Consider the following 15,250-nt stretch of genomic DNA (forward strand, 5'->3'; position numbering starts at 1 on the left):
GGCACGGTGCCGGCATAGGCCGATCGGACGAACTCACCAAGGCTTGCCCGCATCTTCTAAGCACCGGGCTACACGATGCTGTGACTTGAGAGCGAGCACCTTGCCAGGGCCTGTCCGGCGAGGGGATGCCTTCACGTCTCGGCGCGGCGGAACTTACGGTTTGTGGGTTACCCAGAGCAGTTCCGCCGGCCAGCGGTGTGCCCAGTCGGGTGGGTCGGTTTCGTTGTAGCCGTTGGGCGTTCCGAGTTCGGGCCGCGGCTCGATGAGGTCGTCGATGATGAGACCCGCGCCGCGCAGGACCTTGACCCAGTCGCCGTAGGTGAGCTGATAGCTGGTCGCGCCGTCGTCTTCGGCGATGGTGTTCAGCCCGAAGTAGTCCTGCTGCAGCGTCGTGGTCACACGGCTGGCGGCTTCGTCGTAGCAAGCTTCGAACCATGGGCTGGCGACGTTGAACACCAGGCGCCCGCCTCGGCCCAAGACGCGTGCGGCCTGCGGGACGGCCAGGTGCGGGGGCGCCCAGCTGAGCCCACCGAAGTCGCAGAACACCAGGTCGAAGCTGTCGGCGGCGAAGGGGAGTTGTTCGGCGGCGCCTTGCACCAGCGGGTAGTGGGCCGCTCCCATCGCGCGGGCTGCTGCGGCGAGTTGGGCTTCGGACAGGTCGAGCCCGACCACGGTGGCGCCCTCGGCGGCGAGCGCCCTGGACCACTGGCCGGCGCCGCAGCCGAGTTCGAGGACGCGCTTGCCGGTGACGTCGCCCAAGGCGTGCAGGTGCACGTCGGGGATGGAGTACATGCCCCACAGCCGGGGTGCGGCGCCGATTTGAGGGTCGTGCTCGTGCTGGTAGGCGCTGCTGATCTGGTTCCAGAGCCGCCGGTTGGCGGGGATGCTGTCCACGTGCCGACTCCAGCACTGCCTGCCGGGGGCGGTCAACACGATTAGGGCACTGGCCGGCCCTCGCCTCGGTCCGGCCCTGGCTCGGCCCGTGATCCGCCGGACGAGCCCTAGATGCGGCGCCGCCGCAAGAGAACGCGCAGGGTTCGTTCGGCTCGCTGAGCACGCTTCTCGTCAGGCGAGAGGACGGCAACCACGGCGATGAACGTCACCAGGACAGAGCGGACGAGGATCCCAGCCACGGGAACAACCCAGAGCCAGGTAGACATGGACAGCTCCTCGGGGAGAAGTTGTCCCGCTACCTACGGCTCGCCTGTCCGAATCCGGCTTCGTAGCGCTTCGGGATCACCTATACCGGCGTACCTGGGCTTGGTGCGACGCGGTGAGTTCGGACCCGACCCGTTCCCCGCGACAGCGGTGGTATACCCAGCCCACCCTCCTGCAACACCGAGCGAATCAGAGGGCTCCTGACATCCACGAATGACATCAACGACGCCGGACACGGGCGTACACCAGCGTCTCTGTCCGTCCATCGCACCATTCGGCAGCAGCAGCCAGAGCGGACGCGGATCGAACTCCTAATGCGGTGCTCACGCACGAGCGCCCTCCCGGGCCGTCCTCGGGCCGTGGAAGGGCGCTCAACGATGACCAACGTCGACAACTGCCGACAGCTCAGCATCAGGTCGGAGCGTTGATCGATTAGGCGGCCGCAGGTCACGGCCGCCGGTGGTCAGTTGTGGTTGTGCAGGACGTCGTTGAGGCCGCCCCAGACCGCGTTGTTCGGGCGGGCCTCGACCGTGCCGGTGAGCGAGTTGCGGCGGAAGAGGATGTTGGAGGCACCGGACAGCGCGCGGGCCTTGACGACCTCGCCGTCGGGCATGGTCACGCGGGTGCCCGCGGTGACGTACAGACCGGCCTCGACCACGCACTCGTCGCCGAGCGGGATGCCCACGCCCGCCTCGGCGCCGATCAGGCAGCGCTCTCCGATGGAGATGATCACGTTGCCGCCGCCGGACAGCGTGCCCATGGTGGAGGCACCGCCGCCGATGTCCGAGCCGTCGCCGATGACGACGCCCGCGGAGATGCGGCCCTCGATCATCGAGGTGCCGAGGGTGCCCGCGTTGAAGTTGACGAAGCCCTCGTGCATGACCGTGGTGCCCTCGGCGAGGTGGGCGCCCAGGCGGACCCGGTCGGCGTCGGCGATGCGGACGCCCTTGGGGGTGACGTAGTCCGTCATCCGGGGGAACTTGTCGACGGACGTCACGGCCAGGTGCAGACCCTCGGCGCGGGCGTTCAGCCGCACCTTCTCGACGTCGTCGACGGCGACCGGGCCGAGCGAGGTCCAGGCGACGTTGGCGAGGAAGCCGAAGATGCCCTCCAGGTTCTGGCCGTGCGGCTTCACCAGGCGGTGCGAGAGCAAGTGGAGGCGCAGGTAGGCGTCGTGGGCGTCGACCGGCTTCGCGTCGAGCGAGGAGATGACCGTGCGGACCGCGACCACCTCGACGCCCCGGCGGGCGTCCGGCCCGAGCGCCGCGGTCGCGCCGCCGCCGAGCAGTTCGGCGGCGCGCTCGGCGGACAGCCGCTCGGTGCCGGACGGGCCGGGCGCGTCGGAGAGTTCGGGGGCGGGGAACCAGGTGTCGAGGACGGTGCCGTCGGCGGCGAGGGTGGCGAGGCCGGCGGCCACCGCGCCGGTGGTGCTCTGAGCAGTCGTGTCGGTCATGAGGGCAACCTAACCAGGGAGGGCCCGGCGATGCGAACCGGCGTCGTGCCGTCTCAGGTACCGGAAATGACCCGGTCCAGCATCTCCCGCGCGTACGCCTCGTCGTACGGCGCGCCGGTCAGCAGTACCTGGAGGCAGATGCCGTCCATCAGGGCGACCAGGGCGCGGGCCGTGACCGGGTCCGTGCGGCGGGACAGCAGCATGGTGACGTCCTCGCACCACTCGGCCGCCACGGGGCGCAGCGCGGGCCGGCGCAGGGCGGCCAGATACAGCTCGTACTCCAGCTCGACGCCGGTGCGCTCGCCGGCGAGCCATTCGCCGAGCAGCCCGGCGAGTTCGGTCGCCAGGTCGGTGCGCGTGTCCTCCAGGCCGCCGCGTGAGGCTATGGCCTTGGCGAAGCCCTCGTTCGCCTGGCGCAGCGCGGCGACCATCAGCTCGTCGAGGGTCTTGAAGTGGTACGTCGTGGAGCCGAGCGGCACGTCGGCCTCGGCGGCGACGCTGCGGTGGCTGAGCCCCGCGATGCCGCTCCTGCCGACCACCCGGATCGCCGCGTCGATGATCCGCCGGCGCCGCTCGGGGTCGTACCGCCGGGCCATCAGTGCGCGCCGCCGAGGTTGAGCACGACCACGCCCACGATGATCAGCGCGATGCCGAGGGCCTTGACCGCGGTGAGCCCCTCCCCCATGAACAGGATGCCGATCGCGGCGATGGCGGCGGTGCCCACCCCGGCCCAGATGGCGTACGCGGTGCCGATGGACAGGGTCCGCAGCGTCTGCGCGAGCAGGGTGAAGGAGATCACGTACCCGAGCAACGTCAGCAGCGAGGGCCAGAGTCTGCTGAAGCCGTCGCTGTACTTCATTGCGGTGGTGGCGCCCACCTCCGCGACGATCGCTCCGGCGAGCAGCAGGTATCCCATGTGTACGAGCGTACACAACGGACGGCCGCACGAGCACGGAGAAAGAAAAAGAGGAACGGCGGGTGATCCCCACAGGGGGATCACCCGCCGTTCCTCCGACGTGCGTGCAGCCGGCCGGCCGGCCGTGTGTCGTCTCAGACGTTGAAGCCGAGCGCCCTCAGCTGCTCACGGCCGTCGTCCGTGATCTTGTCGGGGCCCCACGGGGGCATCCAGACCCAGTTGATGCGCAGCTCGTTGACCAGTCCGTCCGTCGCGGACTTGGCCTGGTCCTCGATGACGTCCGTCAGCGGGCAGGCCGCGGACGTGAGGGTCATGTCGACGGTCGCCACGTTGCCGTCGTCGACGTGGACGCCGTAGATCAGGCCGAGATTGACGACGTCGATGCCCAGCTCGGGGTCGACGACGTCCATCAGGGCCTCGCGGACCTCCTCCTCGGAGGCCGGTTTCATCTCCACGGTCTCGCTCATGCCGTTGTCCTTTCGGCGTCGGTGCCCAGCGCCTGGGCCGTCGCGTCCTTCCACGCCATCCAGCTGAGGAGGGCGCACTTGACCCGGGCCGGGTACTTGGAGACCCCGGCGAACGCGACCGCGTCCTCCAGGATCTCCTCCATCGCGTCGTCGGGTTCGATCTTCCCCTTGGACTGCATCAGTTCCAGGAAGGTCTCCTGGATCCTCTGCGCCCTGGCGAGCTCTTCTCCGACCAGCAGCTCGTTCAGCACGGAGGCGGAGGCCTGGCTGATGGAGCAGCCCTGCCCCTCGTAGGAGACGTCTCTGATCGTCGTGCCGTCGTACTTCACGCGCAGCGTGATCTCGTCGCCGCACGTCGGGTTGACGTGGTGCACCTCGGCGTCGCCATCCCGCAAGCCCCGCCCGTGCGGGTTCTTGTAGTGGTCCAGGATGACTTCCTGGTACATCGAATCCAGCTTCATGCGATCGCTCGCCAGCCCCTCAGCCGAAGAAGTTCCGTACGTGCTCCAGTCCGTCGACCAGAGCGTCGATCTCGGCCGGCGTGGAGTACAGATAGAACGACGCTCGCGTGGTTGCGGGAATTCCGTACCGGAGGCAGACCGGCCGCGCGCAGTGGTGGCCGACCCGGACCGCGATGCCCTGCTCGTCGAGGACCTGGCCCACGTCGTGCGGGTGGATGTCCCCCAGCACGAAGGAGATCGCGGCGCCGCGTTCCTCGGCCGTGGCGGGGCCGATGATGCGCAGGTCCGGGACCTCGGACAGGCGCTTGACGGCGTACTCGGTGATGGCGTGCTCATGGGCGAGGATCTTGTCCATGCCGATGGCGCTCAGGTAGTCGATCGCCGCGCCCATGCCGACCGCCTGCGCGACCGGCGGGGTGCCCGCCTCGAACTTGTGCGGGGCCGGGGCGTACGTCGAGGAGCTCATCGACACGGTCTCGATCATCTCGCCGCCGCCGAGGAACGGCGGCAGGTCCTCGAGCAGCTCCTGGCGGCCCCACAGGACGCCGATGCCGGTCGGAGCGCACATCTTGTGGCCGGTGAAGGCCACGAAGTCGGCCTGAAGGGCCTGGACGTCCAGCGGCATGTGCGGCGCGGCCTGGGAGGCATCGATGCACACCAGGGCGCCGACCTCCTGGGCGCGGCGCACGATCGCCTCGACCGGGTTGACCGTGCCCAGGATGTTGGACACCAGCACGAAGGAGACGATCTTCGTCTTCTCGGTGATGATCTCGTCGATGTTCGACAGGTCGAGCCGGCCGTCGTCGGTGAGGCCGAACCACTTCAGCTTGGCGCCGGTGCGCTGCGCGAGCAACTGCCACGGCACGATGTTGGAGTGGTGCTCCATCTCCGTGATGACGATCTCGGTCTCGTGGTCCACCCGGTAGGGCTCGTCGGCCCAGCCGAGCATGTTCGCCACGAGGTTGAGCGACTCGGAGGCGTTCTTGGTGAAGATCACCTCGTCGCGGCTGGGCGCGTTGATGAACGCGGCGACCTTGTCGCGCGCGCCCTCGTACAGCGCCGTGGCCTCCTCGGCGAGGACGTGCACGCCACGATGGACGTTGGCGTTGTGGCGCTCGTAGTACTCGCTGAGCGCGTCCAGTACCTGACGGGGTTTCTGGCTGGTCGCCGCGTTGTCCAGGTAGACCAGTTTCCGCCCGTCGTGGAGCTGGCGGTCCAGGATCGGGAAGTCCTTGCGGATCGCCTCGGTGTCGAGGAGGCCCGGCAGCTGTGTCACTCGGATGCGCCACCCTTCACGTAAGCCTCGTAGCCCTCGTTCTCCAGCTTGTCCGCGAGCTCGGCGCCGCCGGACTCGGCGATCCGGCCGTCGGCGAACACGTGGACGTAGTCGGGCTTGATGTAGCGCAGGATGCGCGTGTAGTGCGTGATCAGCAGGGTGCCGACCTCGCCGGACTCGCGGACCCGGTTGACGCCCTCGGAGACGATGCGCAGCGCGTCGACGTCCAGGCCGGAGTCGGTCTCGTCGAGGATCGCGACCTTGGGCTTGAGCAGCTCCAGCTGGAGGATCTCGTGGCGCTTCTTCTCACCGCCGGAGAAGCCCTCGTTGACGTTGCGCTCGGCGAAGGCGGGGTCCATGTGGAGGCGCTCCATGGTCTCCTTGACCTCCTTCACCCAGTGGCGCAGCTTGGGCGCCTCACCGCGGATGGCGGTGGCGGAGGTGCGCAGGAAGTTGGAGACGGAGACGCCGGGGACCTCGACCGGGTACTGCATGGCGAGGAACAGTCCGGCGCGGGCGCGCTCGTCGACGGACATCTCCAGGACGTCCTCGCCGTCGAGGGTGACGCTGCCGCCGGAGACGGTGTACTTGGGGTGACCGGCCAGGGCGTAGGCGAGGGTCGACTTGCCGGAGCCGTTGGGGCCCATGATGGCGTGCGTCTCGCCCTGCTTCACGGTGAGGTCGACGCCCTTGAGGATCTCCTTCGTGGCGTTGTCGGCCTCGACGGTGACGTGCAGGTCTCGGATTTCAAGCGTTGCCATGGGTGCCTCAGGACTCCTGGGTGAGGGAGGCGCGTACGTCAACAAGGACGTTGCCCCCTTCGATCTTTACGGGGTATACGGGGACGGGGCGCGTGGCCGGAAGACTGTCGGGCTTGCCCGAGCGGAGGTCGAAGCGCGAGCCGTGCAGCCAGCACTCGATGTGGCAGTCGTCGACCTCGCCCTCCGAGAGGGAGACGTTGGCGTGCGAGCAGATGTCGTTGATCGCGAACACCTCGCCCTCGGTGTGCACGATGGAGACCGGCGTGCCGTCGAGTTCCACCCTTTTCGGGGTGTCCTCCTCCAGCTCGCTCAGCCCGCAGGCGCGTTGGAAGGTCATGCGACCGCCGCCTCCAGCTCCTCCTCGATCTTGGCGATCAGGCGCTCCTCGATGTCCGGGACGCCGATCTGCTGGACGAGTTCGGCGAAGAAGCCGCGGACCACCAGGCGGCGGGCGTCCTTCTCGTGGATGCCGCGGGCCATCAGGTAGAAGAGCTGCTCGTCGTCGAAGCGGCCGGTCGCGGAGGCGTGGCCGGCGCCGACGATCTCACCGGTCTCGATCTCCAGGTTGGGCACGGAGTCGACGCGGGCGCCGTCGGTCAGCACCAGGTTGCGGTTCATCTCGTAGGTGTCGGTGCCCTCGGCCTTGGCCTCGATGAGCACGTCACCGATCCACACGGCGTGCGCGTCGTCGCCCTGGAGCGCGCCCTTGTAGGCGACGTTCGACTTGCAGTGCGGAACGTTGTGGTCGACCAGGAGGCGGTGCTCCTGGTGCTGGCCGGCGTCGGTGAAGTACAGGCCGAACAGCTCGGCCTCACCGCCGGTGCCCGCGTAGGCCACCCGGGGGTGCAGCCGGACCAGGTCGCCGCCGAAGGTGACGACGACCGACTTGAAGGAGGCGTCGCGGCCGACGAGGGCGTTGTGCTGGGCGACGTGCACGGCCTTCTCGTCCCAGTCCTGGATGGAGACGACGGTGAGCTTGGCGCCGTCGCCGAGGACGTACTCGACGTTCGCGGCGAGCACCGCGTCACCGGTGTGGTCGATGACGACGACCGCCTCGGCGAAGGCGCCGAGCTCGATCACCTGGTGCCCGTAGGCGGCGCCGCCCTCGCCGTGCACCGCGATGCGGATCGGCTCGGTGAGGACGGCCTCCTTCGGCACGGTCACGACCGAGGCCTGCTCGAAGGCGGAGTACGCCTGGGCGGCGACGCGGTCGACCGGCTTGCCCGCCCGGCCGAGCCGCGCGTCGTCGCGGCCGACGGTCTCGACGCGGACGCCCTCGGGCGCGTCGACGGCGACCTTGACGCCTTCGCCGGTGGCGGCGGCGGTGCCGTCGTGCAGACCGCGCAGCCGCTCCAGCGGGGTGAACCGCCACTCCTCCTCACGGCCGTGGGGGACGGGGAAGTCCGCCACGTCGAAGGACGGGGGCGCGCTCATGCGGGTGGCGACGGTCGACTCGGCGGCGACCGCGATCGAGCCCGCGGTGGTGGAACCCACGGGGATGTTCTGAGCCTCAGCCATGGCTGTCGTAGTGCTCGCTTTCCTTTGCGTAAGGGGCTTGACGGAACGGCGTGGGGTGTTAGCCGACCGCGCCTTCCATCTGCAGCTCGATCAGCCGGTTGAGCTCGAGCGCGTACTCCATGGGGAGTTCCTTGGCGATCGGCTCGACGAAGCCGCGCACGATCATCGCCATCGCCTCGAACTCGGACAGACCGCGGCTCATCAGGTAGAAGAGCTGGTCCTCGGAGACCTTGGAGACGGTCGCCTCGTGGCCCATGGACACGTCGTCCTCGCGGACGTCGACGTAGGGGTAGGTGTCGGAGCGGGAGATCGTGTCCACGAGCAGCGCGTCGCACAGCACGTTGGACTTGGCGCCGGGAGCGCCCTCGCCGATCTCGATCAGACCGCGGTAGGAGGTACGGCCGCCACCGCGCGCCACCGACTTGGAGACGATGTTCGACGAGGTGTTCGGGGCCATGTGGACCATCTTGGCGCCGGCGTCCTGGTGCTGGCCCTCGCCGGCGAAGGCGATGGACAGGGTCTCGCCCTTGGCGTGCTCGCCCATCAGGTAGACCGCCGGGTACTTCATCGTCACCTTGGAGCCGATGTTGCCGTCGACCCACTCCATGGTCGCGCCCTCGTAGGCCACGGCGCGCTTGGTGACCAGGTTGTAGACGTTGTTCGACCAGTTCTGGATCGTCGTGTAGCGGCAGCGGCCGCCCTTCTTGACGATGATCTCGACGACGGCGCTGTGCAGCGAGTCCGAGGTGTAGATCGGGGCGGTGCAGCCCTCGACGTAGTGGACGTAGGCGTCCTCGTCGACGATGATCAGCGTCCGCTCGAACTGGCCCATGTTCTCCGTGTTGATGCGGAAGTAGGCCTGCAGCGGGATGTCCACGTGGACGCCCTTGGGGACGTAGATGAACGACCCGCCGGACCACACGGCCGAGTTCAGCGACGCGAACTTGTTGTCGCCGACCGGGATGACGGTGCCGAAGTACTCCTGGAAGAGCTCCGGGTGCTCCTTCAGCGCGGTGTCGGTGTCGAGGAAGATGACGCCCTGCTCCTCCAGGTCCTCGCGGATCTGGTGGTAGACGACCTCGGACTCGTACTGCGCGGCGACACCGGCGACCAGGCGCTGCTTCTCCGCCTCGGGGATGCCGAGCCGGTCGTAGGTGTTCTTGATGTCCTCGGGCAGGTCCTCCCAGGAGGCCGCCTGCTGCTCGGTGGAGCGCACGAAGTACTTGATGTTGTCGAAGTCGATGCCCGACAGGTCCGAGCCCCAGTTCGGCATGGGCTTCTTGTCGAACAGCCGCAGACCCTTCAGCCGCAGCTTCAGCATCCACTCCGGCTCGTTCTTCTTCGCGGAGATGTCGCGGACGACGTCCTCGTTCAGACCGCGCTTGGCCGCGGCGCCTGCCTCGTCGGAGTCGGCCCAGCCGAATTCGTACTTACCCAGGCCCTCGAGTTCGGGGTGGGCAGTCTCCGTGGGGAGAGTCATGCGGGGTTCCTCCCGGCCGTGCTTGCAGATGCGTTGTGGGTGTGCGGCGAAGTCTTCTTCGCAGAAGTCTTCGAAGTCTCTGGGGTGCGTGCGGTCCTGGCGGACCGTGGCGCGGGCGTCGCCGCCTGCGCACCCTTCGGGATGAAGGTGGTGCAGACACCGTCACCGTGCGCGATGGTGGCCAGCCGCTGCACATGAGTACCGAGCAGCTCGGCGAAAAATTCCGTCTCCGCCTCGCACAGCTGCGGGAACCGCTCGGCCGCGTGGGCGACCGGGCAGTGGTGCTGGCACAGCTGCTCGCCCTGCTGCGGGTCGGGGGCGCTGCGCGCCGTGGCAGCGTACCCGTCCGCGCTGAGCGCCTTGGCCAGCGCCCGGGTCCGCTCCTCGGGGTCCGCGGCCTCGACCGCCTCGCGGTAGGCGCCCGCCTGGGCGGCGATCCGGGCGCGGGCGAACGCCGCGATCGCCTCGTCGCCGCCCCCCTGCTCGCCGATCCAGTGCAGGGCGTCCACGGCCAGCTTGTCGTACGACTGGTCGAAGGCGTCCCGCCCGCAGTCCGTGAGGGCGAAGACCTTGGCCGGGCGCCCGCGGGTGCGTGCCCCGTAGACCCGTCGTTCGCGCGCCTCCACGATGCCGTCGGTGGCCAGGGCGTCGAGGTGGCGGCGGACGGCCGCCTGGGTCAGCCCGAGCCGTTCGGCGAGTTCGGAGACGGTCGACGGGCCGTGGTCCAGCACGGACCGAGCGACCCGGTTGCGGGTGGACCGCTCACCGGTCGCAAGTTCCTCCTGGGGAGCCTCGCCAACCTTTTTCACAACGCCATTGTTGCGTAATTCATCAGGACCGGGCAAGCCGCGCCCGATCACGCCACGGGTGCACTGCATCACTTAGGTGAACCTAATCCGACCTGCGGAAACGATCTTCGACCGATCGGAGCAGCGGCTCCCGGCGCCGCTTCCGGAACCCTCCCCGGCATGCCCGCACCCGCCCCCGGCGTCCGGGGACCCCGGCGCGTCCCTAGAATCGTGACCCATGCGAAGTGAGCCCGTGGTCCAGGTGCAGGCCCTGGTGAAGCGGTACGGCACGAAGACCGCGGTGGACGGCCTCGACCTGGTGGCACGGCAGGGCGTGACGGCCGTGCTCGGACCCAACGGGGCGGGCAAGACGACCACGGTCGAGACCTGCGAGGGATACCGGCGGCCGGACTCCGGCACGGTGCGCGTCCTGGGCCTGGACCCGGTCCGGCAGTCGGCCGCGCTCAGGCCCCGGGTCGGCGTGATGCTCCAGTCCGGCGGCGTCTACTCGGGCGCCCGGGCCGACGAGATGCTCCGCCACATGGCGAAACTGCACGCCCACCCCCTGGACGTGGACGCGCTGATCGAACGCCTCGGGCTCGGCTCCTGCGGCCGTACGACGTACCGGCGCCTCTCCGGCGGCCAGCAGCAGCGGCTCGCGCTGGCGATGGCCGTGGTCGGGCGCCCGGAGCTGGTGTTCCTGGACGAGCCGACCGCCGGGCTCGACCCGCAGGCCCGCCGCGCCACCTGGGACCTCGTACGGGATCTGCGCACCGACGGGGTCTCCGTCATCCTCACCACGCACCACATGGACGAGGCCGAACAGCTCGCCGACGACGTCGCGATCATCGACGCCGGACGGGTGGTGGTCCAGGGCAGCCCCGAGGAGCTGTGCCGGGGCGGCGCCGAGAACACCCTGCGCTTCTCGGGCCGGCCGGGGCTGGACGTGGCCTCCCTGCTCAAGGCCCTGCCGCCCGGTTCCCAGGCCGCCGAAACGACCCCGGGCTCGTACCGGGTCGTCGGCGATGTGGACCCGCAGCTGCTCGCCACGGTCACGTCCTGGTGCGCACAGCACGGCGTGCTGCCGGACCGGATCTCGGTCGAACGGCACACCCTCGAGGACGTCTTCCTGGAGCTGACGGGCAAGGAGCTGCGTTCGTGAATCGGGCATACACCAGGACCGGCCGGGGGTCCGGGGGTCGACCCCCGGGACGGCACAGCCTGGAGCTGACGGGCAAGGAGCTGCGTTCGTGAATCCGGTGAATCAGGCCGATCAGGTGACTCCGGCGGCCACGGGGACCGGCGCCCACGCGCCGCGGCCGGGCGCGGCGCCGCTCCCCCGCATGATCGCGGCTCAGGCCCTGCTCGAGACGAAGATGCTGCTGCGCAACGGCGAGCAGCTGCTGCTCACCGTGGTCATCCCCACACTGCTGCTGGTGCTGTTCAGCACCGTGGACATCGTGGACACCGGCGAGGGCGAGGCCGTGGACTTCCTCGCTCCCGGGGTCCTCGCCCTGGCGGTGATGTCGACGGCGTTCACCGGGCAGGCCATCGCCACCGGCTTCGAGCGCCGGTACGGGGTACTCAAGCGGCTGGCGTCCTCACCGCTGCCGCGGTGGGCGCTGATGACCGCGAAGACGCTGTCGGTGCTGGTCACCGAGGTGCTCCAGATCGTCCTGCTCACGGTGATCGCGTTCGCGCTGGGCTGGTCGCCGCAGGGCAATCCGCTCGCCGTGCTCCTGCTGCTGGTGCTGGGCACGGCCGCCTTCTCGGGGCTCGGCCTGCTGATGGCGGGCACCCTGAAGGCCGAGGCGACGCTCGCCGCCGCCAACCTGGTGTTCCTGCTGCTGCTCGTCGGCGGCGGGGTCGTCGTGCCGCTGGACACCTTCCCGGAGTCCGCGCAGAACGTCCTCGGCCTGCTGCCCATCGCGGCCCTGTCGGAGGGCCTGCGGGACGTGCTCCAGCACGGGGCGGGACTGCCCTGGGGCGACCTGGGGATCCTCGCCGTGTGGGCGGTGGCGGGGCTCGCGGCGGCCGGTCGCTTCTTCCGCTGGGAGTGAGAGGGCTCCCCGGTACTGACGGCCTGCCGACCGGGACCCTCGTGAAAGCGTGCACAAGCGGCGCCCTACGATGGGAAGCGTGCCAAACGTGACCCGCGCCGACGCCCAGGCGATCCTGCGCAACCCGCTCGCCTTCATCGCCGCACGCTGGACCCCGGACCCCCGGACGGTCCGGCGGGCGGCCCTCGCCGCGCTCGTCATGGCGGTGGTCATCGTGGTCACCGGTGGAGCCGTGCGGCTGACCGGCTCCGGGCTGGGCTGCCCCACCTGGCCCAAGTGCACCGACGACTCGCTCGTCTCCACCCGGGAGATGGGTCTGCACGGGGTCATCGAGTTCGGCAACCGCCTGCTGACGTACGTGCTGTGCGCCGCCGTCGGCTGGGCGATCATCGCCGCGCGCTCCCAGAAGCCGTACCGGCGCAGCCTGACCCGGCTGGGCTGGGCGCAGTTCTGGATCGTGATGGGCAACGCGGTCCTCGGCGGCATCGTGGTCCTCGTCGGCCTCAACCCGTACACGGTCGCGGCGCACTTCCTGCTCTCCTCGGCGCTGATCGCGGTGGCCACGGTGATGTGGCAGCGCGTCCGCGAGGGCGACGGGGAGCCCCGGCCGCTGGTCGGCGCAGCCGTGCGGCAGCTGGTGTGGTTCCTGGTGGTGGCGTCCGTCCTGGTCATCGCGGTCGGCACGGTGGTGACCGGCTCGGGACCGCACGCGGGTGACTCCAGCGAGGTCGCGCGGATGCCGCTGGACTCGGCGATGGTCAGCAAGGTGCACGCCGTGCTGGCGTGGATCGTGGCGACGCTGACGTTCGCCCTGTGGTTCGTGCTCAAGGCGGTCGACGCCCCCCAGCGCCCGCTGCACCGCACCCGCGAACTGTTCCTGATCATTCTCGCGCAGGGTGTGATCGGTTACGTGCAGTACTTCACGGACCTGCCCGAGGTCCTGGTCGGCGCCCACATGCTCGGCTCCTGCGTCATGTGGATCTGGGTGGTGCGGGTGCTGCTGTCCCTTCGGGAGCGGCCCGAGGGCGTGGCCGATCTGCCGGGCCCGGCGGACGCCGCGACCGAGACGAAGCTGACGACCGCCTGAGCCCGCGGGGCCGCGGCCGCAAGGCCCCCGGCCCTCGGTCCGGCCCGTGGCCGTCTGTCCGGTCCGCAGCCGTCAGTCGAGTCCGTACACCCGTCCCGCGTTCCCCGACGCGATCATCCCGGCCACCCGCTGCGCGTCCTCCGGGGACCAGGCCCCCTCGGCCACCCAGGTGCCGAGCACCCGGCCGAGCGCCTCCCGGAACAGCCGGGCGCCCACGACGTGCAGTTCGGGCAGTCCCCGGGCGCCGCTGGAGAAGAGGATCTTGCCGAAGGGGGCGAGTTCCAGGACCTCCTCGAGGACGGTCGCCGCGCGGGCTCCGGTGCGGGCCAGGGCGGCGCCGGAGTCGACGTAGACGTGCGGGTGGACGCCGGCCAGGTGGGCGGCGTGGCGGTGGTCCGGGTAGCCGTGCAGCAGGACGAGGTCGGTGCCGAGCCCGGCGGTGGCCCGGACGAACCCGTCGAGGAACCCCCGATCGGTGCCCTGGGCCCGGGAGCTGCCGGGCGCGCCGAGCCCCGCGTGCAGTTGCAGGGGCCGGCCCGAGGCGACGGCGACCCACAGCAGGTGCCGCAGCAGCACCGGGTCGCTCGGCTCGTCCCCGACCCGGCGTGCGGCCAGCCACCGCGCGGCCGCGCCGCGCACCTCTCCGGGCCCCGGCGGCTCGGGCGCGAGCGCCGTCCCGTGCCGGGTGCCGGCGACGGAGGCGAAGGCGACGGTGTGCGCGGCGGCTCCGTGCACGGACTCGGCGAGGTTGGCGAGGAAGGACTCCACGGTGCCGGAGGTGTCGGCGACCTGCTGGGCCAGCTGTTCCAGGCGCACGATCTCGTGGGCCTCGGCGGCGCCCGCCGCGGCCAGCTCGGCCGTTCCGGTGAGGTCGCCGGGCAGTCCGGTGTCGACCAGGTAGGTGGTGATGCCGCTGGCCCGCAGCAGCCGTCGGGCCGTCTCGGCCACGCCCAGTTCGCGGCGCCGGGCGAGATAGCGGGCGGGCGGGCAGTGCGGCTCCAGGCCGAGCAGGGGCGGGCACCAGCGGCGTACGGCGAAGCCGGTCTGGGTGTCGAACAGGGTGGTCCCCGGGGCGGGCGGGCCCTCGGTGCGGACCAGCTGGGCCTCGAAGGTGCCGAGGCCCAGCTCGGTGCGCAGGACGCCGTGGCAGTACTGGTCCACGAGGGACGGCGTGTCGATCATCCGGGCTCCCCACGAAAGACGCTGTGCCTGCTGTCACAGGTCTCTAACGGGTGAACCGGGGTCGAGGTGTTGCGGCGCGTCCGACACGGTGCCCGCCGCGGACGGCCGGTGGGCCGATCGGCGGGCCGGCGGGCCCGGGGTCAGCCGTTGGCCGGGCCGCCGATCTGGCTGCCCGCCATCCGGGTCCACTCGTACGGGCCGGTCCTGACCTTGGCCGCGAACTCGCCGTCGAAGTCCTCGTGGAGGGTGATCCCCGCCCTCTCAACCGCCTTCTCGGCGATCGCGCAGGAGTGGGCCACCAGGTCGCCCCAGTTGCCGTCCTCACCCACGAGCACGATCCGGGCGCCGCGCTGTCCCAGGTAGGCGATCTGCCCCTCGGCGCCGCCGTGGGCCGTGGCGAAGCCGTTGATCCGCTTGGTGAGCCGGGCCACCTTCCGCTCGGCCTTGCGTTCGGTCTTCTGTTCGGCCCGCTGCCCGCTGTTCTGCTCGGCCGCCGGGTCCGCCTGCTGCTTGTCTGCCATGAGCAGGATGCTACCGACGGGTAGATCGAACGGCGAGGGGCGGTGAGTTTGTCGCGCCTCGCGCGGGTGTTGGAGATCCATACCCCGAGCCGGACCGTTACCGGTTCTGCGTCGCCGTCGAC

The 15,250-nt window shown here is 70.3% G+C and carries 17 protein-coding genes; 3 read left to right on the top strand and 14 right to left on the bottom strand.

The window, feature by feature from the left end; all coding sequences use genetic code 11:
• Positions 1–153 precede the first annotated feature (153 nt).
• The 12 genes from AB0I73_RS09020 to AB0I73_RS09075 form a co-directional block, all read right to left on the bottom strand.
• Positions 154–894 carry a class I SAM-dependent methyltransferase gene (locus AB0I73_RS09020; protein WP_363035277.1) on the bottom strand — a complete coding sequence of 247 codons (741 nt, stop codon included), beginning with the start codon at positions 892–894 and terminating at the stop codon, positions 154–156.
• Positions 895–1,621: 727 nt separating this feature from the next.
• Entirely contained in the window at positions 1,622–2,611 is a 990-nt protein-coding gene (gene dapD, locus AB0I73_RS09025; protein ID WP_363035279.1) for a 2,3,4,5-tetrahydropyridine-2,6-dicarboxylate N-succinyltransferase, read from the bottom strand.
• 53 nt (positions 2,612–2,664) lie between these two features.
• On the bottom strand, positions 2,665–3,207 hold the full coding sequence (locus tag AB0I73_RS09030) for a TetR family transcriptional regulator (RefSeq protein WP_363035281.1): 543 nt from the start codon (positions 3,205–3,207) through the stop codon (positions 2,665–2,667).
• On the bottom strand, positions 3,207–3,527 hold the full coding sequence (locus AB0I73_RS09035; protein WP_363035283.1) for a multidrug efflux SMR transporter: 321 nt from the start codon (positions 3,525–3,527) through the stop codon (positions 3,207–3,209). Before AB0I73_RS09035 ends, AB0I73_RS09030 begins: the two co-directional genes overlap by 1 nt.
• Before the next feature lie 134 nt (positions 3,528–3,661).
• Positions 3,662–3,994 carry a metal-sulfur cluster assembly factor gene (locus AB0I73_RS09040; RefSeq protein WP_109380001.1) on the bottom strand — a complete coding sequence of 111 codons (333 nt, stop codon included), beginning with the start codon at positions 3,992–3,994 and terminating at the stop codon, positions 3,662–3,664.
• The gene (sufU, locus tag AB0I73_RS09045) at positions 3,991–4,455 is read right to left on the bottom strand and encodes a Fe-S cluster assembly sulfur transfer protein SufU (protein WP_363035285.1); all 465 of its coding nucleotides are present in this window, start codon (positions 4,453–4,455) and stop codon (positions 3,991–3,993) included. Before sufU ends, AB0I73_RS09040 begins: the two co-directional genes overlap by 4 nt.
• A 19-nt stretch (positions 4,456–4,474) precedes the next feature.
• On the bottom strand, positions 4,475–5,731 hold the full coding sequence (locus AB0I73_RS09050; protein WP_363035287.1) for a cysteine desulfurase: 1,257 nt from the start codon (positions 5,729–5,731) through the stop codon (positions 4,475–4,477).
• Positions 5,728–6,492, bottom strand: a complete 765-nt coding sequence (sufC, locus tag AB0I73_RS09055; protein ID WP_363035289.1) for a Fe-S cluster assembly ATPase SufC — start codon at positions 6,490–6,492, stop codon at positions 5,728–5,730. The genes AB0I73_RS09050 and sufC overlap by 4 nt, the downstream gene beginning before the upstream one ends.
• 7 nt (positions 6,493–6,499) lie before the next feature.
• Positions 6,500–6,829 carry a non-heme iron oxygenase ferredoxin subunit gene (locus AB0I73_RS09060; RefSeq protein ID WP_363035291.1) on the bottom strand — a complete coding sequence of 110 codons (330 nt, stop codon included), beginning with the start codon at positions 6,827–6,829 and terminating at the stop codon, positions 6,500–6,502.
• Positions 6,826–8,010: a Fe-S cluster assembly protein SufD gene (gene sufD, locus AB0I73_RS09065; RefSeq protein WP_363035293.1), complete on the bottom strand. Its 1,185-nt coding sequence runs from the start codon at positions 8,008–8,010 to the stop codon at positions 6,826–6,828. The genes AB0I73_RS09060 and sufD overlap by 4 nt, the downstream gene beginning before the upstream one ends.
• Before the next feature lie 58 nt (positions 8,011–8,068).
• A complete protein-coding gene (sufB, locus tag AB0I73_RS09070; protein WP_363035294.1) occupies positions 8,069–9,490 on the bottom strand; it encodes a Fe-S cluster assembly protein SufB in 1,422 nt (473 codons plus the stop codon).
• A complete protein-coding gene (locus AB0I73_RS09075) occupies positions 9,487–10,299 on the bottom strand; it encodes an ArsR family transcriptional regulator (RefSeq protein WP_363035296.1) in 813 nt (270 codons plus the stop codon). Before AB0I73_RS09075 ends, sufB begins: the two co-directional genes overlap by 4 nt.
• A gap of 217 nt (positions 10,300–10,516) precedes the next feature.
• Here AB0I73_RS09075 and AB0I73_RS09080 point away from each other — a divergent pair, with 217 nt between their 5' ends.
• The 3 genes from AB0I73_RS09080 (at position 10,517) to AB0I73_RS09090 (ending at position 13,425) form a co-directional block, all read left to right on the top strand.
• Entirely contained in the window at positions 10,517–11,440 is a 924-nt protein-coding gene (locus AB0I73_RS09080) for an ABC transporter ATP-binding protein (RefSeq protein WP_363035298.1), read from the top strand.
• A 181-nt stretch (positions 11,441–11,621) separates the two neighbouring features.
• Complete coding sequence (locus AB0I73_RS09085) at positions 11,622–12,338, top strand: ABC transporter permease (protein ID WP_363035316.1); 717 nt, start codon at positions 11,622–11,624, stop codon at positions 12,336–12,338.
• A 70-nt stretch (positions 12,339–12,408) separates the two neighbouring features.
• On the top strand, positions 12,409–13,425 hold the full coding sequence (locus tag AB0I73_RS09090) for a COX15/CtaA family protein (RefSeq protein ID WP_363035300.1): 1,017 nt from the start codon (positions 12,409–12,411) through the stop codon (positions 13,423–13,425).
• Positions 13,426–13,497: 72 nt separating this feature from the next.
• Here AB0I73_RS09090 and AB0I73_RS09095 read toward each other — a convergent pair whose 3' ends face one another.
• Both AB0I73_RS09095 and AB0I73_RS09100 read right to left on the bottom strand, forming a co-directional pair.
• Positions 13,498–14,607, bottom strand: coding sequence for an amidohydrolase family protein (locus AB0I73_RS09095; RefSeq protein WP_363035302.1), 1,110 nt, complete (start codon positions 14,605–14,607; stop codon positions 13,498–13,500).
• A gap of 140 nt (positions 14,608–14,747) precedes the next feature.
• On the bottom strand, positions 14,748–15,128 hold the full coding sequence (locus AB0I73_RS09100) for a hypothetical protein (protein WP_363035304.1): 381 nt from the start codon (positions 15,126–15,128) through the stop codon (positions 14,748–14,750).
• Between the last annotated feature and the right edge of the window lie 122 nt (positions 15,129–15,250).

The sequence above is a fragment of the Streptomyces sp. NPDC050388 genome, assembly GCF_040655635.1.
Taxonomy (GTDB): Bacteria; Actinomycetota; Actinomycetes; order Streptomycetales; family Streptomycetaceae; genus Streptomyces.

Coding starts and splice junctions, on each gene's coding strand:
- AB0I73_RS09090 (WP_363035300.1), top strand. CDS start 12,409: ATGGGAAGCGTGCCAAACGTGACCCGCGCCGACGCCCAGGCGATCCTG.
- sufD (WP_363035293.1), bottom strand. CDS start 8,010: ATGGCTGAGGCTCAGAACATCCCCGTGGGTTCCACCACCGCGGGCTCG.
- sufB (WP_363035294.1), bottom strand. CDS start 9,490: ATGACTCTCCCCACGGAGACTGCCCACCCCGAACTCGAGGGCCTGGGT.
- AB0I73_RS09035 (WP_363035283.1), bottom strand. CDS start 3,527: ATGGGATACCTGCTGCTCGCCGGAGCGATCGTCGCGGAGGTGGGCGCC.
- AB0I73_RS09080 (WP_363035298.1), top strand. CDS start 10,517: ATGCGAAGTGAGCCCGTGGTCCAGGTGCAGGCCCTGGTGAAGCGGTAC.
- AB0I73_RS09040 (WP_109380001.1), bottom strand. CDS start 3,994: ATGAGCGAGACCGTGGAGATGAAACCGGCCTCCGAGGAGGAGGTCCGC.
- AB0I73_RS09060 (WP_363035291.1), bottom strand. CDS start 6,829: ATGACCTTCCAACGCGCCTGCGGGCTGAGCGAGCTGGAGGAGGACACC.
- AB0I73_RS09100 (WP_363035304.1), bottom strand. CDS start 15,128: ATGGCAGACAAGCAGCAGGCGGACCCGGCGGCCGAGCAGAACAGCGGG.
- sufC (WP_363035289.1), bottom strand. CDS start 6,492: ATGGCAACGCTTGAAATCCGAGACCTGCACGTCACCGTCGAGGCCGAC.
- dapD (WP_363035279.1), bottom strand. CDS start 2,611: ATGACCGACACGACTGCTCAGAGCACCACCGGCGCGGTGGCCGCCGGC.
- AB0I73_RS09085 (WP_363035316.1), top strand. CDS start 11,622: ATGATCGCGGCTCAGGCCCTGCTCGAGACGAAGATGCTGCTGCGCAAC.
- AB0I73_RS09030 (WP_363035281.1), bottom strand. CDS start 3,207: ATGGCCCGGCGGTACGACCCCGAGCGGCGCCGGCGGATCATCGACGCG.
- sufU (WP_363035285.1), bottom strand. CDS start 4,455: ATGAAGCTGGATTCGATGTACCAGGAAGTCATCCTGGACCACTACAAG.
- AB0I73_RS09095 (WP_363035302.1), bottom strand. CDS start 14,607: ATGATCGACACGCCGTCCCTCGTGGACCAGTACTGCCACGGCGTCCTG.